Below are 23,657 nucleotides of genomic sequence, written 5' to 3' on the forward strand. Positions count from 1 at the left end.
AAAATTATGTCTGTGGATACGTTAATGCCTGAAGTCGTGTCGGGCGTGGAAAAACAGTCGTTTCGCAACGCAATGGCGCGCCTGGGCGCGGCGGTCAACATCATTACTACCGACGGCCCTGCGGGACGCGCCGGTTTTACCGCTTCCGCCGTTTGCAGCGTGACCGATTCGCCGCCAACGCTGCTGGTGTGCCTGAATCGCTCCGCCTCCGTTTATGAGGTTTTCAACGCTAACCGCCAGCTTTGCGTTAATACGCTGGCCGCCGGACATGAGGAACTCTCCGGCCTGTTTGGCGGCAAAACGCCGATGGAGGCGCGCTTCCAGGCCGCCGACTGGTCAACCCTGACCACAGGTTCGCCGGTGCTTGCGGGCGCGGTAGCCTCGTTTGACTGTCACGTTACGCAAATCGCCAGCGTCGGTACGCACGACGTGTTGATCTGCGAAATCCACGCGCTGGTCTGCAACGACCAGACTCACGGCCTGATCTGGTTCGATCGCGGCTACCACCACCTGGCGCGGCGGGATGCCTGATCCCCGCTCCGGCGGCTACTGATTCACTTCTCTGGAGAAGACGATGGCTGATTCCTGGTTCCCCCAATGGCGGCAGTCGGTGTCCGCCACGGGCCTTGTGGCCCCTGATGAAACGCTGCCGCCGGGCCAGACGATTATTATGGGACTGCAGCACGCGGTCGCGATGTTCGGCGCCACGGTGCTGATGCCGCTGCTGATGGGGCTCGATCCCAACCTTTCGGTGATGATGTCCGGCATCGGCACCCTGCTGTTCTTTCTGATTACCGGCGGGCGCGTGCCCAGCTATCTTGGCTCCAGCGCCGCTTTTGTCGGCGTGGTGATCGCGGTCACCGGCTTTAACGGCCAGGGCGTCAATCAGCATCTTGGCGTCGCGCTGGGCGGCATTATCGCCTGTGGCCTGCTGTATACGCTTATCGGCGTGGTGGTGATGAAGGTCGGTACGCGCTGGATTGAGAAACTCATGCCGCCGGTGGTGACGGGCGCGGTGGTGATGGCGATCGGCCTGAACCTGGCGCCGATTGCGGTTCGCAGCGTCTCCTCTTCCATGTTCGACAGCTGGATAGCCGTGATGACCGTGATCTGCATTGGTCTGACGGCCGTCTTTACGCGCGGCATGGTGCAGCGGCTGCTGCTGCTGGTTGGGCTGATAGCGGCCTGGGCGATTTATGCGCTGCTGACCAACGGTTTCGGCCTGGGTAAACCGGTGGACTTCGGCCTTATCGCCAGCGCGCCCTGGTTTGGTCTGCCGACCACGACCGCGCCGATTTTTAACAGCCAGGCAATGTTTACCATCGCGCCGGTGGCGATCATTCTGGTAGCGGAAAACCTGGGGCATCTTAAAGCGGTTGCGGGCATGACAGGTAAAAACCTCGATCCGTGGATGGGCAGAGCCTTTGTCGGCGACGGGCTGGCGACCATGTTGTCAGGCGGCCTGGGCGGCAGCGGCGTGACCACCTATGCAGAAAATATCGGCGTGATGGCGGTGACGAAAGTCTATTCGACGCTGGTGTTTGTGGCGGCGGCGGTTATCGCCATTCTGCTGGGCTTTTCGCCCAAGTTCGGCGCGCTGATCCATACCATTCCCGCACCCGTGATCGGCGGCGCGTCTATCGTAGTATTCGGCCTGATTGCCGTGGCCGGCGCGCGTATCTGGGTGCAGAATAACGTCGATTTGGGCCAGAACGGCAATCTGATTATGGTTGCCGTTACGCTGGTGCTGGGCGCAGGCGATTTTGCGCTGAAAATTGGCAGCTTTACCATGGGCGGGATCGGCACGGCGACCTTCGGCGCCATCATCCTTAACGCTATTCTCAGCCGACGCCGCGCCGCCGCGCTGAACGATGTGGCAAGGCAGCAAAGCTAGCTTTGTCTCTCAGCGGGCGAAGGCCGCTTCGCCCGCTTTTTCAGCTTGAGCTCGCTAATCAGCACGCCAGCGACAATCAGCGCGCCGCCGAGTAGCGCAACGCCAGGCAACCGCTCGCCCGCCACCCTTCCAACAATGCCCGCCCAAACCGGTTCACCCGCGTAGATAACCGTCGCGCGAGTAGGCGACACGCTGCGCTGCGCCCAGTTCATGGTGACCTGAATCAATGCGCTGGCCGCGCCCAGCCCCAGCGCGCTATACCATAAATAAGGGGAAGAAGCCGGTACGGCTTCGCCGTTGGGCACCATCAGCATAAACGAGCAAAGCGAGGCCGCTGCCAGCTGCACAACGGTGACTCTTTTGACGTCCACTTTGCCCGCGCTGGCGCTGATTAAAATAATTTCGCCTGCGATAGCCAGCGTGCTGAGCAGCGTCGCCGTTTCCCCGGCGCTGAACGAAAGCGAGCCGCTTTTCGGCCCGGCAAGCAGCATCAGGCCGCTAAACGCCAGCACGATACCGACCCAGGCCATCACGCCCGGCATGCGCCGCAGAAAAAGCCACTGCAGCAGCGGCACCAGCGGCACATACAGGGCGGTGATAAAGGCTGACTGGCTGCTCTCGATGGTTTGCATTCCCCAGGTTTGCAGGCCGTAGCCGCCGCTGATAGCGACGCCGATAGCCGCTCCGGCCCTGCATTCCGCCAGCGTCAGGCCGCGCAGCGACTTCCGCGCAACCAGGGCCAACAGCAGCGCCGCCGTGGCAAAACGCAGGCCAACGAAAAAGAAAGGGCCGCTGACGGTCATGGCATGGTGCACGGCCAAAAAGGTGCTGCCCCAGACCATGGTAATCAGCATCAGCACCAGCTCCTGCGAGCTGAGGGAAAATTTGTAGCGGGAAAGGAAAGACATAGCGCGCTCGTATAAATTTTTGGCGCAGTGTGGCAAGGGTTGTTGTGGGAATCAATCAGAAAAAGTTAAACGACGATCACGCCGCCGGGTGGCCCCGGCGGCGTAAGGATGGACTAACCGGATGTCTTGTCACGACTGCCCCGGCTGTTGCGTCCTCCTTTTTCCCCGGCCTGTGAAGCGCGCTGCGGGTCATTTTTAAAATTACCGCCGCTGGCCTTGCCGCCTTTACGGCCTGCTTCTGATGCTCTTTTACGGTCTTCAGCGAAATTTCCAGATCCACCACGATGTTCTGCCATTTCTTACCTCCGAATAGTTAAGCCATCATACTGCATTCATACGGTGAGCCTGTGGCTTCACCCTGGCGACGGTGGCCGCTCTTTCTGTGCACCGTCCCGTTATTAAGCATAGATTATCGACGCGAAGCGCGAATTATTTTATCAAAAAGCAGGTTTACCAGGCGCTTTTACGGCTAAAAATTGCTGAAAATCATATTATTAAATCTAATATTTATTTTAAGCATTTTCTGGAATGTACCCGTTTTTATCCCTCGCTTTTTGCGTTTCTGCAAGCTGGAGCAGCCTCATCTATACTTTTCTATCGAACGCTGTTTAAAACCACCTACTCAGGGAGTGAACGATGGCTAAAATTTTAGTGCTTTACTATTCGATGTACGGACATGTGGAAACCATGGCGAAGGCGGTAGCAGAAGGCGCACGACGCGTCAGCGGCGCGGAAGTGACCCTGAAACGCGTGCCTGAAACCATGAACGCTGAGCGTTTTGCTCAGGTCGGCGGCAAAACCGATCAGGATGCGGCCGAAGCCACGCCGGATGAACTGCCGCAGTACGACGCTATTCTGTTCGGCACGCCGACGCGCTTTGGCAATATGTCCGGACAAATGCGCACCTTCCTTGACCGCACCGGCGGCCTTTGGGCATCCGGCGCCCTGTTCGGCAAAATCGCCAGCGTTTTCGCTTCTACCGGCACCGGCGGCGGCCAGGAACAGACGATTACCTCAACCTGGACTACACTTGCTCATCACGGCATGGTTATCGTACCTATTGGGTACGGTGCGAAAGAGCTGTTTGATATTTCACAGGTTCGTGGCGGCACGCCCTACGGCGCCACCACGTTCGCTGGCGGTGACGGCTCGCGTCAGCCCAGCGAAGATGAACTGAATATTGCCCGCTATCAGGGTGAATATGTCGCCGGACTGGCGGTAAAACTGAACGGATAACCTCAACTCACAGGAGAACAGTATGGCTACGCAACAATCTAAAGAACATCGAGTGGGAGAATGGGCAAGTATTCGTTCCACCTCGCCTGAAATTGCCGAAGCCATTTTTGAAGTGGCGAACTACGATGAGAAGCTCGCCGAGGGGATTTGGGAGCAACAGGGTAATGATGAAGTTCTGATCCGCGCGTTTGAAAAAACCGATCAGGACGTGCTGACCTGGGATAACGTCCCGGTCGAGCGTAAAAACGTCTGACCTCCACTGCGACGAAACAGCAGTGCATTCTGCTGTTTCGTCGCGTTGCACAGCACAAACTGACACCCTTCCGCCTTGTTAAATCAATAAATCCTCTACTACGCTTATTCTCACCATTTAGCCTGACGGCCTTGAGAAGGAGCCACCATGTCCTATAAAACCATCAATCCTGCCAATAACGAACTGATTAAATCCTGGCCGGAGCATGACGATCGGCAGGTGGAAGCCGCGCTGAAAACCGCCGACGACCTTTATCATTCTTCCTGGTCCAAAGGTCCAATCCAGCCGCGCCTTCAGGTGCTGGCAAAGCTGGCCGATCTGATCGACAGCCGCGTGGACGAACTGGCAAAAACCGCCAGTATTGAAATGGGTAAACTGATTGAGCAGAGCCGTGGCGAAGTGCAGCTTTGTGCGAAGATTGCTCGCTACTATGCGGAAAACGCTGAGCGTTTCCTTGCCCCAACCTCTTATCCCACCGATCTGGGCGAAGCCTGGGTGGAAAATCACCCAATCGGCGTGCTGGTGGCCGTAGAGCCGTGGAACTTCCCTTACTATCAGCTGATGCGCGTGCTGGCGCCTAACCTTGCTGCCGGTAACCCGGTGCTGGCGAAACATGCCGCCAACGTGCCGCATTGCGCCACGCTGTTTGAAGAGCTGGTAACGGAAGCCGGCGCGCCAAAAGGCGCCTGGACTAACCTTTTCGTCAGCAACGATCAGATCGCCTCGCTGATTGCTGACGATCGCGTTCAGGGTGCGGCCCTGACCGGTTCCGAGCGCGCAGGCAGCGCCGTAGCGCAGCAGGCCGGTAAATACCTGAAAAAAACCACGCTGGAGCTGGGCGGCAACGACGTCTTCGTAGTGCTGGACGACTGCGATTTGGATAAAGCCGTGAAGGCTGGCGTTGGCGCGCGTCTGAGCAACTGCGGCCAGGTTTGCACCGCCGCTAAACGCTTTATCGTGCAGGAAAAAGTGGCCGATGCCTTTATCGAAAAATTCACTCAGGCCTTCCGCGAAGTGAAGATCGGCGATCCGCTGGATAAAAGCACCACGCTTGGCCCACTCTCTTCCGCCAGCGCGCGCGATACGCTGGTTAAGCAGGTAGAGAACGCGGTAGCCAAAGGCGCGAAGCTGCACCTGGGCGGCAAGGCGGTAGAAGGCGAAGGCTGTTTCTATGAGCCGACAATCCTTTCCGGCATTACCCGCGACAACCCGGCTTACTTTGAAGAGTTTTTCGGCCCGGTTGCGCAAATCTATGTGGTAAAAGATGACGAGGAAGTGGTGAAACTGGCCAACGATTCGCATTACGGCCTTGGCGGCTCGGTCTTTACCAGCAATATCGAGCGCGGCAAAACTTTGGCCTCGCGCATTGAAACCGGTATGGTTTATATCAACTCCGCCAGCGATACCGCACCAGAACTGCCGTTTGGCGGCGTGAAACGCTCAGGCTACGGCCGCGAGCTTTCCGATCTGGGCATCAAAGAGTTTGTAAACCAGAAACTGGTTGTGGTCAGCAAAGGCTGATCGCCAGACGTAAAAAAGGCCGACAGCGTCGGCCTGAAATCAGGTTCTGACAGAGCATGATAAGACCGGCAATCAGCCGGTCTTTTTTTCGCCCGCCGTCAGGAAGATTTGTTTTCCGTCTGCGCTGCCGGAGCCGCTTTGTCGTCCGCAGGCTTGCTGGCGGTATCGGCCGCGTTGTTATCCACCGGCGCGGCGTTAGCTGATGCCTTTTTGGCATCAGCTTTATCAGCAGCGGCTTTATTGGCCGCAGCTTTCTCCTCAGCGGCCTGTTTTGCCGCGGCGTTGTCCGCTACGGCTTTGTCAGACGCCTGCTTTGCTGCCGCTTTATCAGCAGCCGCTTTATCGGCGGCGGCCTTATCCGCTGCGGCTTTCTCCGCCGAGGCTTTCGCTTTCGCGGCTTTGTCCGCTGCCGCTTTATCCGCTGCGGCCTTATCGGCGGCCGCTTTGTCGCTGGCGGCTTTCTCCTGCGCGGCTTTTTCATTCGCTACTTTTTCGGCCGCGGCTTTATCCGCCTCGGCTTTGTCCGCTGCCGCTTTATCCGCAGAGACTTTGGCCTGCGCCGCTTTTTCGGCCGCCGCTTTATCCGCTGCTGCTTTATCGGCTGCGGCCTTATCGCTGGCGGCTGTTGCCTGGGCTGCCGCCATCGGCGTACCGGCAATGGCTTTATTCAATACCTGAGTAAACTGATCCCACGGGCAAAAGCCGTTGGCATCGGTCTTACAGCCGTTCATCTCAAGCGTCACGCGTTTTGGCGGCGTATCCAGAGAAAGTGGCGTCGCGTCGCGCAGCTGATCGCTGCTCTGGTAAACGTATTCCACCTTCACCAGCTCCTGATTGTTTTTCTTGTCGTGCCAGCGCTGGAACTGGATCATACCGCCGATTGGCGTACGTTCAAACTGGCCGGGCAGCGTGTAGGCTTTAAAATCCAGCGCGCTCAGCAGCGAAGCGATATTGGAATCGTGCCCCACCATCAGGGTCACCTTTGGCGCACTGGCTTTATCTTCATCCACCAACAGGCTGCGGATATAGTCGACCAGCGGCGCCGCTACGTCGCGCGCCACTTGCGGCGAGGTAAACAGCGTATCCTGATAGCCATTTTTGATCGCCGACAGCTCTTTCCACTGCTCAGGGGTTTTAATCTGTCCCCAGGCGACCTGGTCGGTCGGCAGACCTTCATAATATTGCAGGGTAAAGGCGTCAACCAGCGAGTTGCCCACCTTCAATGGGCCGCTTACCGTTGGCTCTTTACCGTTTTCCGCAAAGAATTTGTTCTGGTTAGTGCTGCTCAGGTCGCACTGTTTTTTGCCATCGCAGGCCGGCGAGTTTTTATAATCAATGATTTTTTCCAGCCGCTGGAACGCTGGCTTCAGCGTCAGCTTTTCGGCGGTGCTGTTCATCGCGGTCAGCGCCTGCTGGTTAAAGGCTTCACTGCCGTCGGTAATAATCGGATTAAAGACGGGATCCATGGTTCCCATTTCATCCTGATGGGAAACCGCGACGTCGCAGCCGGGGAAAGCGCCGGTAATAAAGTACTGTGCCGTAGCAACGGTACGCTGCAGGCTATTGGCATAAGCGTAAATTTCATCGCTGCCCGGACACTGGTCCTGTTTGATCAACCCTTGCTGCGCCAGCCACTCGCGGGTATAGCGTCCCATATAAACTTCCAGCACGCCGCCTTTCGTCGTGAGCTGGCCGCCCGGTACGTCCCACTGCGGCCACTTCTTCTTCGTCGACTGCGCCAGCACGCTGCCGTTGTCGGCCAGCGGCGCCCGAAGATTATGGCGGCTCATCATTAACACCTGTTCAAGCTGATAGTTATCGTCGGCGGCGAAAGCGGAGAGGCTGGTCAGAGCCGAGCAGACCGCCAGCGCGCAAAGACTATACTTTTTAATCATGTGTTTTTTCCATTGATCCAAGGGTAAATCACCCGGCCAGCAAAGCGATACGTCCGGCAAAAGGCGGGCGTCGGAAAAGCTCGCCGCCGCACGGCAAAATGGGGCCGGGACCGGGCATTATTCGTGTTGAGAATATAGCAGACTATCGCCTTTGCCGTTACGGCGCATCAGGAGATTGAAAAGAAACGGGATGTTTTTCGTAAGCAGGATAATCGTCCGGCAGAACAGGGCCAGTGAGCAGGTAGAAAATAAAAAGCAGAACGCAGAAAGCAGAAAGCAGAAAGCAGGAAGCAAAACGGGCCGGCAATTGCCGACCCGTTAAATTTGATGGCGGAGGAGGAGAGATTCGAACTCTCGAACGGTTTCCCGTCGCCGGTTTTCAAGACCGGTGCCTTCAGCCACTCGGCCACCCCTCCGCACTTTTACCATCTGCACCTGAAGTGCATCTGATGGCGCGCAGTATAGGAGAAAGCCCAAAGGCTGCCAAGCATTTTTTTAGCTATTTTGTTGAATTTATGCGCTTTTATACATCTTTTTTTTGGTTGCTCAGGAAATGCGCCGCAGTGGTTCAAAAAGCCGCCAACAACGGGCCTGGAATAGCTAACAGCGATGCCGTAATAAGATAAGGTAGTTGAGAGTGGTTGAGTGGTTGAGTGGTTGAGTGGTTGAGTGGTTGAGTGGTTGAGTAGTTGGGCTGTTGGGCTGTTGGGCTGTTGGGCTGTTGGGCTGTTGGGCTGTTGGGGAAGCAGGGATCCTAAATCAGGCAGCTATGCCATATCACGCGCAAAGCAAAACGGGCCAGCTTTCGCTGACCCGTTGAATTTGATGGCGGAGGAGGAGAGATTCGAACTCTCGAACGGTTTCCCGTCGCCGGTTTTCAAGACCGGTGCCTTCAGCCACTCGGCCACCCCTCCGCAATGACCCGAACTATAAACATCCTCCGCGCCGATGTAAAGCAGGGCCTGATTCAACTGCCGCAAAAACAGCCAGTTTTGGTTTTTTTGTTGTTATTAGCGCCAGCCTGCTCACAGAAACGCCGCCTTAACGAGTAAAGAAGGGTAAAACGTCTTCCCCCCTTCAGGCGCGGTCCTTATTCTCACTGCAATCTAATGACCTTAAGAGGCATTTCTATGGATCGCATCGTTACTCATACCAGGCAAAGCTCGCTGCTTGCCACGCATAAAGTTTTGCGTAACACCTATTTTCTGCTGGGGCTGACGCTGGCTTTTTCAGCGGTCACCGCCACGCTCAGCACCGTCTTCGCCCTGCCCGCGCCGGGCTTAATCATTATGCTGGCTGGCTTTTATGGCCTGATGTTTCTGACTTACCGCCTGGCGGACAGCCCAACCGGCATTCTGGCTGCCTTCGCCTTTACCGGCTTTCTCGGCTATTGCCTGGGGCCGATGCTGAATACCCTGCTGTCGGCGGGCATGGGCGATGTTATCGGCCTGGCGCTCGGCGGCACCGCGCTGGTGTTCTTCTGCTGTTCAGCCTACGTGCTGACCACACGCAAGGATATGTCGTTCCTGGGCGGCATGATGATGGCCGGTTTTGTGGTGCTGCTGGTGGCCGTTCTGGCTAATCTGTTTTTGCAGATCCCTGCCCTGCATCTGGCGATTAGCGTGATGTTCGTACTGTTTTCTTCAGGCGCTATCCTGTGGGAAACCAGCAATATCATCCACGGTGGCGAAACCAACTATATTCGCGCCACCGTCAGCCTGTATGTTTCCATCTACAACATTTTTGTCAGCCTGCTGAGTATCCTTGGTATGTCCCGCAGCAACTGATGCGCTGAACAAAGACAACAAGCCCCGCAGCGCGGGGCTTTTTTTTGCTCATCCGCGCCGGAAAATTTTTGGTAAACTGCATCCCGGTTATCACTACAGAGGCAAAACGGTGTTTTTTGACGGTAAAGAAATTTCGCGCGACGCGCAGGGGTATCTGACTAAAACTTCGGACTGGAGCGAGGCGCTGGCTCCGCTGTTGGCGGAGGAAGAAGGCATTGAGCTGAGCGAAGCCCACTGGGAAGTCGTGCGCTTTGTACGGGAGTTCTATCTGGAATTTAATACTTCTCCAGCCGTGCGCATGCTTGTTAAAGCCATGGCGAAAAAATATGGCGAAGAGAAAGGCAACAGCCGCTACCTGTTCCGCCTTTTCCCTAAGGGCCCGGCAAAACAGGCAACTAAAATTGCCGGCCTGCCTAAACCGGCTAAATGCCTGTAGCGGCGGTCTTTATCCGGTGGTGAAACCCGCAGGCTGCTCCTGAAGCGCACAGGGTTCCGTCAGCACTTTGTCGACCCTGGCCGAACGCGGCCCGCCCGCCTTCAGCCAGGCAATCAGCGCCTCAACCTCTTTTTCCTCCCCACAGGCCAGTACCTCCACGCTGCCATCGTCAAGATTGCGGGCATAGCCATTCAGCCCGCGCGCGCGGGCTTCGTGCTGGGTTGTATAGCGAAATCCCACGCCCTGTACGCTGCCGTGGACCCACGCTCGTTTACAGATTGCCGTCATATTTCCCCCTGAAGAGACAGTTTGCTTTTTGTGGCCAGGCACCGGACAATGACGCCTGTTTTTCTGACTGTAAGCATAGCAAATATGACCGTTCGTTTGATTCTCGCTAAAGGACGTGAAAAGTCCTTACTCCGCCGCCATCCCTGGGTTTTCTCCGGTGCCGTAGCCCGTATGGAAGGCAAAGCCCAGTCGGGCGAAACCATTGACGTTTGCGACAGCCAGGGTAAATGGCTGGCCCGCGCCGCCTGGTCGCCCGCTTCGCAAATCCGCGCCCGCGTCTGGAGCTGGGAACAGGATGAAGCGATCGATATCGCTTTCTTTACCCGCCGTTTGCAGGCAGCTCAGCAGCTGCGCGACTGGCTGGCGGAGCGCGACGATCTCGACAGCTATCGCCTGATAGCCGGCGAGTCTGACGGCCTGCCGGGCATCACCATCGATCGCTTTGGCAATTTCCTGGTGCTGCAGCTGCTTTCCGCCGGTGCCGAATACCAGCGCGCCGCCCTGATTACCGCACTACAGCACTGCTATCCGCAATGCGCCATCTACGATCGCTCTGACGTATCGGTACGTAAAAAAGAGGGTCTTGAGCTGACGCAGGGCGTGGTGCTGGGCGAAACGCCGCCTGAACTGCTGCCGATTACCGAACACGGTATGAAACTACTGGTCGATATTCAGACCGGCCATAAAACCGGCTACTACCTCGACCAGCGCGACAGCCGGCTGGCTACGCGCCGCTACGCAAAAGATCGCCGCGTGCTGAACTGCTTCTCCTATACCGGCGGCTTTGCCGTTTCGGCACTGATGGGCGGCTGCCAGCAGGTGATCAGCGTCGATACCTCACAGGCGGCGCTGGATGTGGCTCGCCAGAACGTAGAGCTGAACGGTCTGGATCTCAGCAAAGCGGAGTTTCTGCGCGATGACGTATTTAAATTGCTGCGTCGCTATCGCGAAAGCGGAGAAAAATTCGATCTGATCGTGATGGATCCGCCAAAGTTTGTTGAGAATAAAAACCAGCTGGCCGGCGCCTGCCGTGGCTATAAAGATATCAACATGCTGGCAATGCAGCTGCTAAATCCTGGCGGGATGTTGATGACGTTCTCCTGCTCCGGCCTGATGCCTACCGAGCTGTTCCAGAAAATTATTGCTGATGCTGCGCTCGATGCACAGCGTGATGTACAATTTATAGAACAGTTCAGGCAGGCAGCCGATCACCCGGTGATCGCCAGCTATCCGGAAGGTCTCTATCTGAAAGGATTTGCCTGCCGCGTGCTGTGACTTGAAAACGCTAACGCTGCCCCCATAAAGGATGACAGGGTTATGTTTCTCGGGAGGTCACGATGATTGCCAGCAAATTTGGACTTGGCCAGCAGGTACGACACAAGCTGCTGGGTTTTTTAGGGGTGGTGGTTGATGTGGATCCGGAATACTCGTTAGAGGATCCTAAAATTGACGATATCGCCGACGGCGCGCTGCGTAATGCCCCGTGGTATCACGTTGTGATGGAAGACGATAACGGCGAAACGGTGCACACCTATCTGGCGGAAGCGCAGCTGGGCTGGGAGATACCGGGCGAGCACCCCGAGCATCCTTCAATGGATGAACTCGCCGCTTCCATTCGCAAACAGCTGCAGGCGCCACGCCTCAGAAACTGACAAAGACCCCGCTTGCGGGGTTTTTTATTATCTGCCCAACCCCAGACGAGGAATTTCTATCATTGGGCAACGATCCATCACCACTTTCAAACCCGCATCGGCAGCCAGCACCGCAGCCTGCTCATTGATGACGCCCTGCTGCAGCCACAGCGATTTGGCACCTATCGCTATCGCCTCCTGCGCCACGCCCCAGGCCGCTTCCGAATTACGGAACACGTCAACCATATCCACCGGCTCGGGGATCTCTTCCAGCTTTGCATAAACCCGCTGTCCCAGCAGCGTTTGCCCGGCCAGTTTAGGGCTGACCGGCGTCACCTTGTAACCCTGCCCAAGCAGATACGCCATCACGTAATGGCTGGCCCTGGTGGGTTTCTCGCTGGCGCCTACCAGTGCGATATGGCGAGTCGTTGTCAAAACTTCAGTAATAATGTTGTCGTCCATAGCGGCTCCGTTAACTATTTCTGTTTTGCAAGACGATCGTATTTTGCGCTTATAATCATAGCCGCAAAAGATTTAGCATGAATAAATATGTAAAAATGTTAATATGCTGTCATACTGAAAGACTTTGATACATTCGCTCTTTTTTATATTTCGGGCATCTGGAGAAACAATGAAGCTGGGTCTGCTCCTGACAGGGTTGATGGCAATGTGGGTTGCGGCTGCGGCCCATGCAACCACCTTAAAACTCGCGCCTGAGATCGATCTGCTGGTGCTCGACGGTCATAAAATTTCCGGTTCACTGCTGAAAGGCGCCGATGGGCTTGAACTGGAGCAAGGACAGCACCAGCTGCTGTTCCGCGTAGAAAAAAGGCTGGAAAACAGCCATACCTCGTCCTGGCGTTCGCCGCCGCTGATCGTGACTTTTACTACCAACGTTAAATCAATTGCTATCGCGTTGCCCGCTATCCGCACGTCTGCCCAGGCACGTGCGTTTGCCCATCACCCCGATTTTCAGCTGCATGACGAGCACGGCAAGGTTGTGCAGAGCGAGCAGGACACACTGACCGGCACCGCTGGCGAAAATTATGAACGGGAAATGGCGGCTTATAATATGCAGGGCCATTCGGCTTCGGTGCCTCGCTTTGCGCAGCCGCATACTACCGGCAGCCCGACCGACGATACGCTGACTTTCGCCAGCAGCCATTATCCGGCTGGCCGGGTACTGCAGTTATGGTATCAACAGGTTGACGCCGCTACCCGCCAACGTTTTGTTCTGCTGATGAAAGCCTTCCGCACAGGTTAAGCCTGCCCTGCTGGCATCCCGGGATCGGAAGCCGTATAGTTTGCTTTTCAACGAAACAGGATATCGCCATGGAGCAGACTACCCGCACCCTCGGGGAAAAAAAACATATTGCGCTGGTCGCGCACGATCACTGTAAAGCCTCAATGATGGCGTGGGTCGACAGCCATAAAGCGCTGTTGCAGCACCATACGCTGTACGCAACCGGCACCACCGGCAATCTGATCCAGCGCGCCACCGGCCTGCCGGTTACCGCTATGCTAAGCGGCCCAATGGGCGGCGACCAGCAGGTAGGCGCACTGATTTCGGAAGGCAAAATCGACGTGCTGATTTTCTTCTGGGATCCGCTGAACGCGGTACCGCACGATCCTGACGTCAAAGCGCTGCTGCGCCTGGCAACGGTCTGGAATATCCCTGTTGCGACCAATCGCACCACCGCCGACTTTATTATTCATTCTCCGCTGTTCGCACAGCCGCTTGATATTTCTATTCCTGACTATCAACGTTATTTGCAGGCGCGCCTGCAGTAGACGCCACGGGCGTGCCGGATTACGGCTTGCGTAACAGCGGCACGCCCATGCGTTTAAATTCTGCTACAAAGCCTGACGGCGCATCGCTGTCAAACAGCAGCCAAACCTGTTTTTTCGCCCGCGTAATGGCGACATAGGCCAAACGCCGCTCTTCGGCGTCGGGAAAATCTTCCGGCTGCGGCAGCAGCGCCTGCTCGATAACCGACTCTCTGGCAGCGGCCGGAAACCCATCCTCGCCGCTTTTTAATCCCAGCACCAGTACGTAATCTGCTTCCTGCCCCTTGCTGGCGTGTATCGTTGCAAAAGAAATATTCAGGCCCGGCCAGCGCGTCTTCGCTTTAGCCAGCAGCGTCGGTTGCTGGTAGTGGTAGCGCGCGAGGATCAGGATTTCTTCTTCCTGCGTGACGTAGCCGCTGAGCTTATTCAGCAGCGCTTCCAGCTGTGACTCAGGCAGCAACGAGAGCGCTTTTTTAGTGGCTTTGCTCAGGCTGTTCAGCGGCTTTTTCAGCTGGGACGGGTTGCGCTGGATAAAGTCATTGGCTATTTCGCCAATACGCTCGTTGAATCGCCAGGTCGTGTCCAGCACGCAGCGTTCGCCTTCGCCAAAATAATGATGAAAGGCGGTAGTGAGCGCCATTTCCGCGCCGCTAAAGCGATAAATCGCCTGCCAGTCATCGCCCACGGCGAACAGCGAAGTCTGACTGTTTTGCCTGCGCAGCGCCGCCAGCAGAGCCGCTCGCTGCGGCGACATATCCTGAAATTCATCGACCAGAATGTGCTTCCACGGGCTGATAAAGCGTCCTTTTTCCAACACGGCGATCGCCTGATGGATCAGCCCGGCGAAATCTACCGCGCCTTCTTCTTTCAGTGCGCTTTTCCAGGCTTTTAACAGCGGCGCCATCAGTTTAACTCGTTTGCTGAACAGCTCGCGAACCGCTTCCGGCGCGGATTCGATCATCGCGGCCTGCGCGCCGCCGTGCATCCGCATGAGCTCCAGCCAGCGCTCCAGACGCTCGCCGACTCTGTTGGCCAACGTCTCATCCTGCCAGTAAGCGCCTTCGTCCAGCTCCCAGCCCAAATCCTCATGAAGCCACTGCCGCCAGCCGCTGGCCTGCGCTTTTTTCTCGCTGCACTGTTGCTGCCAGGTTTCTGTCAGCAGCCTGCGCCTCAGCGCGCCGTCGGTTTCCAGCTTGCTAATCACTGGCGACCTGTTGCTGCCCTGCTGAATAATGTGCAGCGCCAGGGAATGAAAAGTGCGCGCTTCAACGTCATCACTACCGAGGCGCGTTTTAAGCCGGTGGTTCATTTCTTCCGCGGCCCGACGGCCAAATGACAACAGCAGAATTTGCTCTGCGGCAGCCGCTTTACGCATCAGCAGCCAGCCTGCACGTGCCACCAGCACCGAGGTTTTCCCGCTGCCCGCCCCGGCCAGCACCAGCACCGCTTCCTCGCCGTTGACTACTGCGCTGGCCTGGAAGGCGCTAAGCGGTGAACTTTCGACGCCGGCAAAAAAATCGGCATACTGCGCCAGCATTTTTTCCGTCCAGCGCCTGTTGCGCTGCTGACGCTGCGCCTCGCTGTTTTCCAGCCAGCGCTGACAGAAAAGGTATGCTTCGCGACAGGATTCAAACTCTTCAAGACGGCTGACGGGCAAAGGCTGAGAGGAGAAAGCATCCCGGATTTTTTCGCCCCAGTTCGCCACTTCCTGACGTTTCAGCCAGCGATCCTGCTGCTCAAACTCGCTCAGGCTGGCAACCTGCTGCTGTAAAACTTCGGCGGCGATCGGGCTCATCTGCTGGCTCCACGCCTGCCACGCCTGATTAAGGTAGTGATAAAAACGCTGCGTTTCCTGCCACTCCGTGCCGTGCAAACGCACCACTTTATTATCGGGCAGCGAAAACTCCAGCTCTCCCCAGACCAGTCCGCGCTTGCAGCGGATCGCCAACAGCTGGTTAAAAGGGATCAGGTATTCATGCTTCTGACCACTGACTTCGACGCCGGCTGCGAGCAGACGCACCCGATTATAGGGATGCTGCGCCAGATGCTTACCCAGCGAGGTTGCTTTCAGTTCCATAGAGGCTCTCGGGCTGCGGTTAATCTGCCGGACAGTTTACCCGGCAAGGATGTACCGCTCCAGCGTTAAAACACGGTATAATCAACGTATTGAATTTTCTTTTTTCGCGCAGCGCGAGGACCCTATCTGATGCGTACCGTTTTAAATATTTTAAATTTCTTTCTGGGCGGTTTTGTCACGACTTTCGGCTGGCTTGTTGCCACGCTGCTCAGCATCGTTTTCATTATTACGCTACCGTTAACCCGTTCCTGCTGGGAAATCACCAAGCTTTCGCTACTGCCGTTTGGCAACGAAGCGGTGCATGTGGATGAGCTTAATCCCGGCAAAAAAAATGTTTTGCTGAACTCCGGCGGCACCGTATTAAATATCGTCTGGTTTATTTTCTGCGGCTGGTGGCTTTGCGTCACCCATATCCTGGTAGGCATCGCGCAGTGTATTACGCTTATCGGTATCCCTACGGGCATCGCACACTTTAAGATCGCCGCTATCGCACTCTGGCCGGTCGGACGCCGCGTAGTCAGCGTTGAAGTCGCCAAAGCCGCCCGTGAAGCCAACGCCCGCAGCCGGTATAACTAACTATGCGTCTGTCGCTGTCGCCACGCCTGCGCCGCTATGCCTATAACAGCGCCCTGCTCTACAACCTGCGCATCTTTTTTGCGCTGGCCGGCACGGCGGGCGTGCCTTTATGGCTGGGCCAGATAACCTGGACTATCCCGCTAACGCTGGGCGTTGTGGCGGCAGCGCTGGCCGATCTTGACGATCGCCTCAGCGGCAGGCTGCGCAATTTATTGATCACCCTGGTTTGCTTTTGCGTGGCCTCCGTCTCGGTGGAGCTGCTTTCTCCTTTTCCCTGGCTGTTTACCCTTGGGCTGGCGCTGTCTACCTGGGGGTTTATCCTGCTCGGCGCGCTGGGTCAGCGTTACGCGACGATTGCTTTCGGCGCGCTGCTGATCGCTGTCTATACGCTGCTGGGGCTTGGTCTGTTTCCCCAGTGGTATTTGCAGCCCTCGCTGCTGTTGACGGGAGCTATCTGGTACAACCTGCTGACGCTGATCGGTCATCTGATTTTTCCCGTACGTCCGTTACAGGAGAATATTGCGCGCTGCTTTGAAGGCCTGGCGCGCTACCTGGAGGCGAAAGCAGGTCTCTTCGATCCAGACATCGAAGAGAATGACGACGCTTCGCTGATTGAAGCGGCAATGACCAATAGCCAGCTGGTCGCCACGCTGAATCAAACCAAGATTTCCATCCAGTCCCGGCTGCGTGGCGATCGCGGGCAGCGCAGCACGCGCCGCACGCTGCACTATTATTTCGTGGCGCAGGATATTCACGAGCGCGCCAGCTCTTCCCACGCGCAATATCACGCCTTACGCAAAGAGTATCGCTACAGCGATATTCTGTTCCGCTTTCAGCGGCTGTTAACCATGCAGGCGCGCGCCTGCCAGCAGCTCTCCAACGCTATCTTGCTGCGCGAACCCTGGCAGCACGATCCGCGTTTTGAGCGCGCTTTTGTGCACCTTCAGGCCGCGCTGGAGCGCCTGAGTGCAAACCAACCCGCCAGCAGCGAACTTAAGGCCATGCACTACCTGCTGCATAACCTTAAGGCTATCGACGCCCAGCTGGCGACCATCGAGTCCGAGCAGGTTTTGCAGGACAACAGCGATGGACGTCTTTCCAGTGAAGGCCTGACCGGCTGGGCAGATATCCGTCTGCGCCTGAGTCGCCATCTTTCGCCGCAGTCGCCGCTTTTCCGTCACGCCGTGCGCATGTCGCTGCTGCTCTGTACCGGCTACGCTTTTATCCAGATCACCGGGCTGGAACACGGCTACTGGATCCTGCTGACCAGCCTGTTTGTCTGCCAGCCCAACTATAACGCGACGAAAAGGCGCCTGGCGCTGCGTATTGTCGGCACGCTGGCCGGTATAGCGATTGGTCTGCCGCTACTCTGGCTGATCCCCTCTGTTGAGGGACAGCTGATACTCATTGTGCTCACCGGCGTGCTGTTTTTCGCCTTCCGACAGTCGCAATATGCCTACGCCACGCTTTTTATCACCCTGCTGGTACTTTGCTGCTTTAACCTGCTTGGTGAGGGGTTCGAGATCGCGCTGCCGCGTATTATCGATACGCTGCTGGGCTGCGGCATAGCCTGGATCGCCGTGGCCTTTATCTGGCCCGACTGGCGTTTCCGCCAGCTTTCCGCCGTCGCGGATCGCACGCTTAATGCCAACTGCCGCTATCTGGACGCCATTCTGGTGCAGTATCACCAGGGCAAAGATAATCGCCTGGATTACCGCATTGCCCGGCGCGATGCGCACAACTGCGACGCCGAGCTGGCCTCAGTAGTGTCTAATATTTCGGCCGAAAAAAACGCCAGCGCGGGCCTGCGTGAAGACGCTTTCCGACTACTGTGCCTGAACCACTCTTTTCTCAGCTATATTTCCGCGCTGGGCGCCCATCGCGAGAAAATCACCAACCCGGCCATGCTGCAACTGATGGATGATGCGGTCTGCTACGTCGACGACGTGCTGCATATTGATATTGTTGATGAAGACAAAGCGGCCAGGCTGCTGGGCAATCTTTCCGCCCGCCTGGCAGCGGCGGAAGCGGCGCCGGACACAAAGGAGCCGCTGGTCTTACAGCAGGTTGGCCTGCTGGTTGCACTGCTGCCGGAAATTGTTCGGTTGAAAAAAAAGGGGCTGGCCTAAGACTTTTGCTGCCTGGCCCAGCGCCGCAGCGTTTCCTTATGCCACTGCCGAAGCTCGGTTTTGACGCTTTCCGGCAGCGCTTCGTAATGGCGGCCCGCGATCGCGCCTTCCAGCGCGAAAAGGACGTTGATGCCCAAATTATTGTTGCTGGCGTACAGCTTGAGCCAACAGCGTCTGGCGCCCTGCTCTTTGAGCATGGCGATAGTGCTGATGCCGACCTGACGTAGCAGCGTCTCGATGCGGATAGTCAAATTGGGCAAATCTTTCAGGCGCTGATTTTGCTGCTTTTGCGTTCGCTGCTGGCGTGCGCCCTGCAGGCAAAGCCGGGAGAGCGCCACCAGCTGCCCGTGCTCTTTCCACAGCGGGTCGTCCACCCGATAATAATCCAGCGCGACCGGCATCCCTCTTTTAGTAAAATGCAGAGGCTGCATCTTCCGCTCCACGATATAGGGCTTTACCTGCTCGCAGGCCCGCAGATAAAGCTCCCCTTCCGCTACCAGCGCGAACACCACGTTCTCTATCGACAGGCTGTAGCCGCCGAACTGGCTGCGGCATTCGATTTCGCCCAGTTCGGCAAGCTGGCGTCTGGCTTTTTCAATCTGTTTTTTTGACTGGCTCATCCTTTTCTCCCTGTATACAGAACACCCTCGTCCCTGTGAGAAATGAAAAGTATGCAATCGTGGTAACAGGTTCAATTACTAATTGCCGTTACAGCCGGTTTCATTGTGATTTTGCGAGACGTTATCAAAATTTAGGGTTGATCTTTGTTCACCACCCTTATACTGTATATCCATACAGTGACCTGCGAGCAAAGCCGATATGCGTACTCATTCCATGAAATCTCATTCTGTTAACAGCCGTTTTCCTCAGCCCCGCTCTTCATCCCATAGCGAAGCGACTGGCCTGATCAGCGAACTGATCTACAGCGAGAATCAGCCGGGCATGACGCAAATGCTACTGCTCCCTTTGCTGCAACAGCTGGGCACGCAGTCCCGCTGGCAGCTATGGCTGACGCCGCAGCAAAAGCTGAGCCGCAGCTGGCTTGCGCGTTCCGGGCTGCCGCTTAATAAAGTGATGCAGGTCCAGGGGCAGGCCATTAATACGCTGGAGGCCATGATTAAAGCGCTGCAAACGGGGAACTACAGCGTGGTGCTGGGTTGGCTGCCTGAGGAACTGACCGAGGAAGATCGTCGTCGGCTCCATGACGCAGCGTTAAGCGGCCAGGCTTTAGGTCTGATTATGCGACCGGATCCGGTCGAAATTGTCGCGTGCAGACCCTTTAATGGGTTAAAAATTCAGTCGAGTTTGTATCATTAAGTAAAAATAAGAGTTTTCTCATCATAAACTTCTTCGCCGGGCATGATAAGCGTCTGATTATGCTATGACCCGGCGTGACAATGGTTTAGCCGCGTTTTTCCCGGAAGTTATCTCCCGCCGTCCTGTACGCAAATGTGTAAAAATGTGTACAAAACGCCGTTTTTTTTCAGACCGCCTTCACATCTTACTTGTAAGTTTGCTGGTACGTTGTAGACTTTACGTCGCCAGGGTGCTCAATAATCTCCCTTTTTTGGATGAGTCATAATCGAGCGTCATAACCCGGCGAAGGATTAAATCAAAGAGCTAATGAAAGCTCATTGCCTATTTGGATGATAACGAGGCGCAAAAATGAAAAAGACAGCTATCGCAATTGCAGTGGCACTGGCTGGCTTCGCTACCGTAGCGCAGGCCGCTCCTAAAGATGACACCTGGTATACCGGTGCGAAACTGGGCTGGTCTCAGTACCACGACACTGGTTACTACGGTAACGATTATGCGAACAACGACGGCCCAACTCACGAAAGCCAGCTGGGCGCAGGTGCCTTCGGTGGTTACCAGGCTAATCAGTACCTGGGCTTCGAACTGGGTTATGACTGGCTGGGTCGTATGCCTAACAAAGGCAATGTCGTAAACGGCGCATTCAAAGCACAGGGCATTCAGCTGGCTGCGAAACTGAGCTACCCAATCTATGACGATCTGGACGTGTACACCCGTCTGGGCGGCATGGTATGGCGCGCTGACTCCACGCAGAACAACAACGGTACTCGCATCAGCGATCACGACACCGGTGTTTCTCCGCTGGCAGCTGTAGGTGTTGAATACGCTGTAACCAAAAACTGGGCTACCCGTCTGGACTACCAGTGGGTTAACAACATCGGTGATGCAAACACCGTTGGCACCCGTCCAGATAACGCCATGCTGAGCGTAGGTGTTTCCTACCGTTTCGGCCAGGATGAAGCAGCGCCAGCACCGGCTCCGGCTCCAGCACCAGCGCCAGTTGTTGAAACCAAGCGTTTCACCCTGAAATCAGACGTGCTGTTCACCTTCAACAAGGCGACTCTGAAGCCAGAAGGTCAGCAGGCTCTGGATCAGCTGTACACCCAGCTGAGCTCTCTGGATCCTAAAGACGGCAACGTCGTGGTTCTGGGCTTCACCGACCGTATCGGTTCTGACCAGTACAACCAGAAACTGTCTGAGAAACGTGCACAGTCCGTTGTTGACTACCTCGTGTCTAAAGGCATCCCTTCTAACAAGATCTCTGCACGTGGCATGGGTGAAACTAACCCAGTTACCGGCAACACCTGTGACAGCGTGAAAGGCCGTAACGCCCTGATCGAATGTCTGGGTCCAGACCGTCGCGTAGAAATCCAGGTTAAAGGCATCAAAGACGTGGTAACTCAGCCTCAGGGTTAAGTTTACGCTTTGATAAAAACCCCGCTTCGGCGGGGTTTTTTGTGGGCGCTATTTCGCGCTGCTGCTTATTGTCCCGCCGGCCGTAATTGCAGACCGTCGACAGGTCTAATCCGGCTTGCCCAGGATCGCCTGCAAATCCTGCCTGAGTGAAGACATCTGGCTGGCATATTTTTCTTTATGCTCTGCATCTTCTATCAGCTGCACAATGGTGTCCGAAAGCGTGACGTTTCGCCGCTGCGCCAGCGCGGCCAGCCGCTGCCAGACCAGATACTCCAGATCGATAGATTTCTTCCGCGTATGCTGATGTTCTGCATTAAAGTGACGCTTGCGGCGCGCGCGTATACTTTGCTTCATGCGGTTTTCCAGCGCCGGATTGATATGACGGGCAATCCATGTCGTTACCTCGCCAGGGCTGTGTTCTATCGCCAGCAGCTCACCGACGGCAGCCTGGGCCGCGCTTCGCTCCAGATAACGCGTGATCGCTTCACCTTCCCGGTGTTTTTTCACCAGGTATGTCCACTTCCATCCGCTTTCAAGGTTTTCCAGTTGCTGGTATTTCATCGGGATCTCATGCTAAACCTGTAACCTATTTAGAATAACAGCTTTTTTAACATAGCCGCACGGAAAACCAGAGCGAACTCGCAATTGCGGCCCGTAAGGGTGCAAAGAAGAACTCAGCGATGCTTAACAGGCTGAAATCTTGTATAATGGCGTATTACTCATTTTAAGAAAAAAACGATAACTTTGATCAACAACCAACTTGAATGGCGCGCCCTGCAGCCCGATACCGACAGCGTTCAGTCGCTTTTCTCCGAGCTTCCTGATGATTCCTGTTACTTTTCCGAAGTACAGCCACGCCTGTTCAATACGCTGAGCCTGCTGCTGGACAGCCAGGCAAAACTGCCGCTGATGCTGGTCAAAACGCCGGAGCACCCGGAGTATCAGGCTCTGCTGCAGACCGTGATTTCAGGTTTTGATGATGAAAGCGTGACGCTGTACGGCGGTCATTATCATATTGACGGCGCGGCGGTCAGCTGGCGTCCGGCCGAGTCGGAGCAGGATAATTTTGCCTCGACGGGCGGCGTGCACAGCGCAGACTGGATTGAGGCGGAACAGCTGTTCGGCTGTTTCCGTCAGTACAATAATACGTTAACGCTTGAACCCGGACTGGTGCACAAGGCTAACGGCGGGACGCTACTGCTTTCTTTACGCGCCCTGCTGGCCCAGCCGCTGCTCTGGCTACGTCTGAAGCAAATCCTCAGCACCCGCCAGTTTAGCTGGCATTCGCCCGACGAGTCCCGGCCGCTGCCGGTTGCCGTGCCGCCAATGCCGCTGCATTTTCGTCTTATCCTGACCGGTGAACGCGACGCGCTGGCTGATTTCCAGGAGATGGAGCCGGAGCTGGCGGCGCTGGCGTTCTATTCGGAATTTGAGGATAACATTCAGATCGTCGACGAGCAGTCGTTCGCTTTGTGGATCAAGTGGGCACGTTCGGTCGCTGCTGATGAAGATCTGCTGATTGCAGACGATCTTTGGCCGGTGCTGATGCGTGAAGCGGTACGCTATACCGGCGACCAGGAAACGCTGCCGCTGTGTCCCGTCTGGCTGGCTCGCCAGTTCCAGGAGGCGGCGGCCAACAGCGATGAAAACCTGATCAACGGCGAACACCTTCAGGCGGCGCTGGATAATCGCGAGTGGCGCGAAGGCTTCCTTGCCGAGCGAATTCGTGACGAGATCCTGCTGGATCAGATCCTGATCGAAACCGAAGGCGAGGCGATTGGTCAAATCAACGCCCTTTCCGTTATCGAATTTCCCGGCCATCCCCGCGCCTTCGGCGAGCCTTCCCGCATCAGCTGTGTCGTACACGTGGGCGACGGCGAGTTCCATGACGTGGAGCGTAAAGCGGAGCTGGGCGGCAACATCCATGCCAAAGGCATGATGATTATGCAGGCATGGCTGATTGCGGAGCTGGAGCTTGATCAGCAGCTGCCCTTCTCCGCCTCGGTCGTGTTTGAACAATCCTATTCAGAAGTCGATGGCGACAGCGCATCGCTGGCCGAACTCTGCGCCCTGATCAGCGCGCTGTCCAGCCAGCCGATTACGCAACAGATTGCCGTGACCGGCTCGGTGGATCAGTTCGGTCGCGTGCAGCCGGTCGGCGGCCTGAACGAAAAGATCGAAGGCTTTTTCCATATCTGCCAGCAGCGCACGCTGAACGGCAGCCAGGGCGTTATCATTCCTGCGGCGAACGTGCGTCACCTTTGCCTGCAGCAGGAAGTGGTGGATGCCGTGCGGGAAGGAAAATTTCACGTCTGGGCGGTGGAAAGCGTGGAGGAAGCCCTTCCTCTCCTGACCAAAACCGAATGGGACAAAGAAGACGCGCCTTGTCTGCTAAGATCGATTCAGGAGCGCATTGCGCAAATAAACCAACAGGAAGGTCGGCAACGTCCGTGGCCGCTGCGCTGGCTGAACTGGTTTAACCAGAGCTAATCGGGCTTGCTCAGCTTA

Annotated in this window: 24 protein-coding genes and 2 tRNA genes; 16 read left to right on the forward strand and 10 right to left on the reverse strand. The window is 56.3% G+C overall.

Annotated elements, in window-relative coordinates:
• Positions 1-6 precede the first annotated feature (6 nt).
• Both rutF and rutG read left to right on the forward strand, forming a co-directional pair.
• Positions 7-531, forward strand: a complete 525-nt coding sequence (gene rutF, locus QCD69_RS04615; protein ID WP_253454657.1) for an NADH-dependent FMN reductase RutF — start codon at positions 7-9, stop codon at positions 529-531.
• Between the two features lie 43 nt (positions 532-574).
• Positions 575-1,894 (forward strand): pyrimidine utilization transport protein G, encoded by a 1,320-nt coding sequence (rutG, locus tag QCD69_RS04620; RefSeq protein ID WP_301251186.1) that lies wholly within the window; start codon positions 575-577, stop codon positions 1,892-1,894.
• Here rutG and QCD69_RS04625 read toward each other — a convergent pair.
• Entirely contained in the window at positions 1,891-2,802 is a 912-nt protein-coding gene (locus QCD69_RS04625; protein ID WP_301251187.1) for a DMT family transporter, read from the reverse strand. The two genes, rutG and QCD69_RS04625, sit on opposite strands and share 4 nt — an antisense overlap.
• 113 nt (positions 2,803-2,915) lie before the next feature.
• Positions 2,916-3,098: a general stress protein gene (locus QCD69_RS04630; RefSeq protein WP_125288670.1), complete on the reverse strand. Its 183-nt coding sequence runs from the start codon at positions 3,096-3,098 to the stop codon at positions 2,916-2,918.
• A 340-nt stretch (positions 3,099-3,438) separates the two neighbouring features.
• On the opposite strand from QCD69_RS04630, the gene wrbA reads away from it, so the two are divergent.
• The 3 genes from wrbA to QCD69_RS04645 all read left to right on the forward strand — a co-directional run bounded on the left by wrbA (position 3,439) and on the right by QCD69_RS04645 (position 5,812).
• A complete protein-coding gene (wrbA, locus tag QCD69_RS04635; RefSeq protein WP_253454660.1) occupies positions 3,439-4,038 on the forward strand; it encodes an NAD(P)H:quinone oxidoreductase in 600 nt (199 codons plus the stop codon).
• Positions 4,039-4,060: 22 nt separating this feature from the next.
• Positions 4,061-4,291 (forward strand): YccJ family protein, encoded by a 231-nt coding sequence (locus tag QCD69_RS04640; protein WP_253454661.1) that lies wholly within the window; start codon positions 4,061-4,063, stop codon positions 4,289-4,291.
• A gap of 147 nt (positions 4,292-4,438) precedes the next feature.
• On the forward strand, positions 4,439-5,812 hold the full coding sequence (locus tag QCD69_RS04645; protein ID WP_125288673.1) for an NAD-dependent succinate-semialdehyde dehydrogenase: 1,374 nt from the start codon (positions 4,439-4,441) through the stop codon (positions 5,810-5,812).
• A gap of 98 nt (positions 5,813-5,910) precedes the next feature.
• Here the strand turns inward: QCD69_RS04645 and agp are convergent, their stop codons facing one another.
• The 3 genes from agp to QCD69_RS04660 all read right to left on the reverse strand — a co-directional run bounded on the left by agp (position 5,911) and on the right by QCD69_RS04660 (position 8,621).
• A complete protein-coding gene (gene agp / locus QCD69_RS04650; protein WP_301251189.1) occupies positions 5,911-7,707 on the reverse strand; it encodes a bifunctional glucose-1-phosphatase/inositol phosphatase in 1,797 nt (598 codons plus the stop codon).
• Positions 7,708-8,035: 328 nt separating this feature from the next.
• A tRNA-Ser gene (locus QCD69_RS04655) sits at positions 8,036-8,123 on the reverse strand.
• Positions 8,124-8,533: 410 nt separating this feature from the next.
• Positions 8,534-8,621: transfer RNA gene (locus tag QCD69_RS04660), tRNA-Ser, on the reverse strand.
• Between the two features lie 216 nt (positions 8,622-8,837).
• Between QCD69_RS04660 and yccA the strand changes: the two genes are divergently transcribed.
• Both yccA and tusE read left to right on the forward strand, forming a co-directional pair.
• Positions 8,838-9,494 (forward strand): FtsH protease modulator YccA, encoded by a 657-nt coding sequence (gene yccA, locus QCD69_RS04665; RefSeq protein WP_253454663.1) that lies wholly within the window; start codon positions 8,838-8,840, stop codon positions 9,492-9,494.
• A 109-nt stretch (positions 9,495-9,603) separates the two neighbouring features.
• Entirely contained in the window at positions 9,604-9,930 is a 327-nt protein-coding gene (gene tusE / locus QCD69_RS04670; protein WP_253454664.1) for a sulfurtransferase TusE, read from the forward strand.
• 9 nt (positions 9,931-9,939) lie between these two features.
• Here the strand turns inward: tusE and yccX are convergent, their stop codons facing one another.
• Positions 9,940-10,218 (reverse strand): acylphosphatase, encoded by a 279-nt coding sequence (gene yccX / locus QCD69_RS04675; protein ID WP_125288677.1) that lies wholly within the window; start codon positions 10,216-10,218, stop codon positions 9,940-9,942.
• An 84-nt stretch (positions 10,219-10,302) separates the two neighbouring features.
• On the opposite strand from yccX, the gene rlmI reads away from it, so the two are divergent.
• Entirely contained in the window at positions 10,303-11,493 is a 1,191-nt protein-coding gene (gene rlmI / locus QCD69_RS04680; protein ID WP_253454665.1) for a 23S rRNA (cytosine(1962)-C(5))-methyltransferase RlmI, read from the forward strand.
• A 62-nt stretch (positions 11,494-11,555) separates the two neighbouring features.
• Positions 11,556-11,870: a heat shock protein HspQ gene (gene hspQ / locus QCD69_RS04685; RefSeq protein WP_253454666.1), complete on the forward strand. Its 315-nt coding sequence runs from the start codon at positions 11,556-11,558 to the stop codon at positions 11,868-11,870.
• Positions 11,871-11,897: 27 nt separating this feature from the next.
• Here hspQ and QCD69_RS04690 read toward each other — a convergent pair whose 3' ends face one another.
• The gene (locus tag QCD69_RS04690; RefSeq protein WP_301251192.1) at positions 11,898-12,311 is read right to left on the reverse strand and encodes a CoA-binding protein; all 414 of its coding nucleotides are present in this window, start codon (positions 12,309-12,311) and stop codon (positions 11,898-11,900) included.
• Positions 12,312-12,480: 169 nt separating this feature from the next.
• Here QCD69_RS04690 and QCD69_RS04695 point away from each other — a divergent pair, with 169 nt between their 5' ends.
• Both QCD69_RS04695 and QCD69_RS04700 read left to right on the forward strand, forming a co-directional pair.
• Positions 12,481-13,113, forward strand: coding sequence for a YccT family protein (locus QCD69_RS04695; RefSeq protein ID WP_253454668.1), 633 nt, complete (start codon positions 12,481-12,483; stop codon positions 13,111-13,113).
• Positions 13,114-13,181: 68 nt separating this feature from the next.
• On the forward strand, positions 13,182-13,640 hold the full coding sequence (locus tag QCD69_RS04700; RefSeq protein ID WP_253454669.1) for a methylglyoxal synthase: 459 nt from the start codon (positions 13,182-13,184) through the stop codon (positions 13,638-13,640).
• 19 nt (positions 13,641-13,659) lie between these two features.
• Here the strand turns inward: QCD69_RS04700 and helD are convergent, their stop codons facing one another.
• Positions 13,660-15,714, reverse strand: a complete 2,055-nt coding sequence (helD, locus tag QCD69_RS04705; protein ID WP_301251193.1) for a DNA helicase IV — start codon at positions 15,712-15,714, stop codon at positions 13,660-13,662.
• Between the two features lie 129 nt (positions 15,715-15,843).
• Between helD and QCD69_RS04710 the strand changes: the two genes are divergently transcribed.
• Complete coding sequence (locus tag QCD69_RS04710; RefSeq protein ID WP_253454671.1) at positions 15,844-16,290, forward strand: YccF domain-containing protein; 447 nt, start codon at positions 15,844-15,846, stop codon at positions 16,288-16,290.
• A 2-nt stretch (positions 16,291-16,292) separates the two neighbouring features.
• The gene (yccS, locus tag QCD69_RS04715; protein WP_253454672.1) at positions 16,293-18,419 is read left to right on the forward strand and encodes a YccS family putative transporter; all 2,127 of its coding nucleotides are present in this window, start codon (positions 16,293-16,295) and stop codon (positions 18,417-18,419) included.
• Here yccS and QCD69_RS04720 read toward each other — a convergent pair.
• The gene (locus QCD69_RS04720; RefSeq protein ID WP_253454673.1) at positions 18,416-19,039 is read right to left on the reverse strand and encodes a TfoX/Sxy family DNA transformation protein; all 624 of its coding nucleotides are present in this window, start codon (positions 19,037-19,039) and stop codon (positions 18,416-18,418) included. The two genes, yccS and QCD69_RS04720, sit on opposite strands and share 4 nt — an antisense overlap.
• 199 nt (positions 19,040-19,238) lie before the next feature.
• Here QCD69_RS04720 and sulA point away from each other — a divergent pair, with 199 nt between their 5' ends.
• Positions 19,239-19,736: an SOS-induced cell division inhibitor SulA gene (gene sulA, locus QCD69_RS04725; protein ID WP_253454674.1), complete on the forward strand. Its 498-nt coding sequence runs from the start codon at positions 19,239-19,241 to the stop codon at positions 19,734-19,736.
• A gap of 348 nt (positions 19,737-20,084) precedes the next feature.
• On the forward strand, positions 20,085-21,149 hold the full coding sequence (ompA, locus tag QCD69_RS04730) for a porin OmpA (protein WP_301251195.1): 1,065 nt from the start codon (positions 20,085-20,087) through the stop codon (positions 21,147-21,149).
• 105 nt (positions 21,150-21,254) lie between these two features.
• Here ompA and matP read toward each other — a convergent pair whose 3' ends face one another.
• On the reverse strand, positions 21,255-21,710 hold the full coding sequence (matP, locus tag QCD69_RS04735; RefSeq protein WP_125288689.1) for a macrodomain Ter protein MatP: 456 nt from the start codon (positions 21,708-21,710) through the stop codon (positions 21,255-21,257).
• A 183-nt stretch (positions 21,711-21,893) separates the two neighbouring features.
• On the opposite strand from matP, the gene QCD69_RS04740 reads away from it, so the two are divergent.
• Positions 21,894-23,639, forward strand: coding sequence for a Lon protease family protein (locus QCD69_RS04740; RefSeq protein ID WP_301251197.1), 1,746 nt, complete (start codon positions 21,894-21,896; stop codon positions 23,637-23,639).
• Positions 23,640-23,657: the final 18 nt, after the last annotated feature.

The organism is Erwinia sp. PsM31, from assembly GCF_030433775.1.
GTDB lineage: Bacteria > Pseudomonadota > Gammaproteobacteria > Enterobacterales > Enterobacteriaceae > Erwinia > Erwinia aeris.

What these genes read in the sequence shown, in the direction of transcription:
- QCD69_RS04690 (WP_301251192.1), bottom strand. Translation starts at nt 12,311, where the DNA reads ATGGACGACAACATTATTACTGAAGTTTTGACAACGACTCGCCATATC.
- rutF (WP_253454657.1), top strand. Translation starts at nt 7, where the DNA reads ATGTCTGTGGATACGTTAATGCCTGAAGTCGTGTCGGGCGTGGAAAAA.
- QCD69_RS04700 (WP_253454669.1), top strand. Translation starts at nt 13,182, where the DNA reads ATGGAGCAGACTACCCGCACCCTCGGGGAAAAAAAACATATTGCGCTG.
- yccA (WP_253454663.1), top strand. Translation starts at nt 8,838, where the DNA reads ATGGATCGCATCGTTACTCATACCAGGCAAAGCTCGCTGCTTGCCACG.
- yccX (WP_125288677.1), bottom strand. Translation starts at nt 10,218, where the DNA reads ATGACGGCAATCTGTAAACGAGCGTGGGTCCACGGCAGCGTACAGGGC.
- QCD69_RS04640 (WP_253454661.1), top strand. Translation starts at nt 4,061, where the DNA reads ATGGCTACGCAACAATCTAAAGAACATCGAGTGGGAGAATGGGCAAGT.
- rlmI (WP_253454665.1), top strand. Translation starts at nt 10,303, where the DNA reads ATGACCGTTCGTTTGATTCTCGCTAAAGGACGTGAAAAGTCCTTACTC.
- yccS (WP_253454672.1), top strand. Translation starts at nt 16,293, where the DNA reads ATGCGTCTGTCGCTGTCGCCACGCCTGCGCCGCTATGCCTATAACAGC.
- rutG (WP_301251186.1), top strand. Translation starts at nt 575, where the DNA reads ATGGCTGATTCCTGGTTCCCCCAATGGCGGCAGTCGGTGTCCGCCACG.
- QCD69_RS04695 (WP_253454668.1), top strand. Translation starts at nt 12,481, where the DNA reads ATGAAGCTGGGTCTGCTCCTGACAGGGTTGATGGCAATGTGGGTTGCG.
- hspQ (WP_253454666.1), top strand. Translation starts at nt 11,556, where the DNA reads ATGATTGCCAGCAAATTTGGACTTGGCCAGCAGGTACGACACAAGCTG.
- agp (WP_301251189.1), bottom strand. Translation starts at nt 7,707, where the DNA reads ATGATTAAAAAGTATAGTCTTTGCGCGCTGGCGGTCTGCTCGGCTCTG.
- QCD69_RS04710 (WP_253454671.1), top strand. Translation starts at nt 15,844, where the DNA reads ATGCGTACCGTTTTAAATATTTTAAATTTCTTTCTGGGCGGTTTTGTC.
- ompA (WP_301251195.1), top strand. Translation starts at nt 20,085, where the DNA reads ATGAAAAAGACAGCTATCGCAATTGCAGTGGCACTGGCTGGCTTCGCT.
- QCD69_RS04625 (WP_301251187.1), bottom strand. Translation starts at nt 2,802, where the DNA reads ATGTCTTTCCTTTCCCGCTACAAATTTTCCCTCAGCTCGCAGGAGCTG.
- sulA (WP_253454674.1), top strand. Translation starts at nt 19,239, where the DNA reads ATGCGTACTCATTCCATGAAATCTCATTCTGTTAACAGCCGTTTTCCT.
- QCD69_RS04720 (WP_253454673.1), bottom strand. Translation starts at nt 19,039, where the DNA reads ATGAGCCAGTCAAAAAAACAGATTGAAAAAGCCAGACGCCAGCTTGCC.
- helD (WP_301251193.1), bottom strand. Translation starts at nt 15,714, where the DNA reads ATGGAACTGAAAGCAACCTCGCTGGGTAAGCATCTGGCGCAGCATCCC.
- matP (WP_125288689.1), bottom strand. Translation starts at nt 21,710, where the DNA reads ATGAAATACCAGCAACTGGAAAACCTTGAAAGCGGATGGAAGTGGACA.
- QCD69_RS04645 (WP_125288673.1), top strand. Translation starts at nt 4,439, where the DNA reads ATGTCCTATAAAACCATCAATCCTGCCAATAACGAACTGATTAAATCC.
- QCD69_RS04630 (WP_125288670.1), bottom strand. Translation starts at nt 3,098, where the DNA reads ATGGCAGAACATCGTGGTGGATCTGGAAATTTCGCTGAAGACCGTAAA.
- wrbA (WP_253454660.1), top strand. Translation starts at nt 3,439, where the DNA reads ATGGCTAAAATTTTAGTGCTTTACTATTCGATGTACGGACATGTGGAA.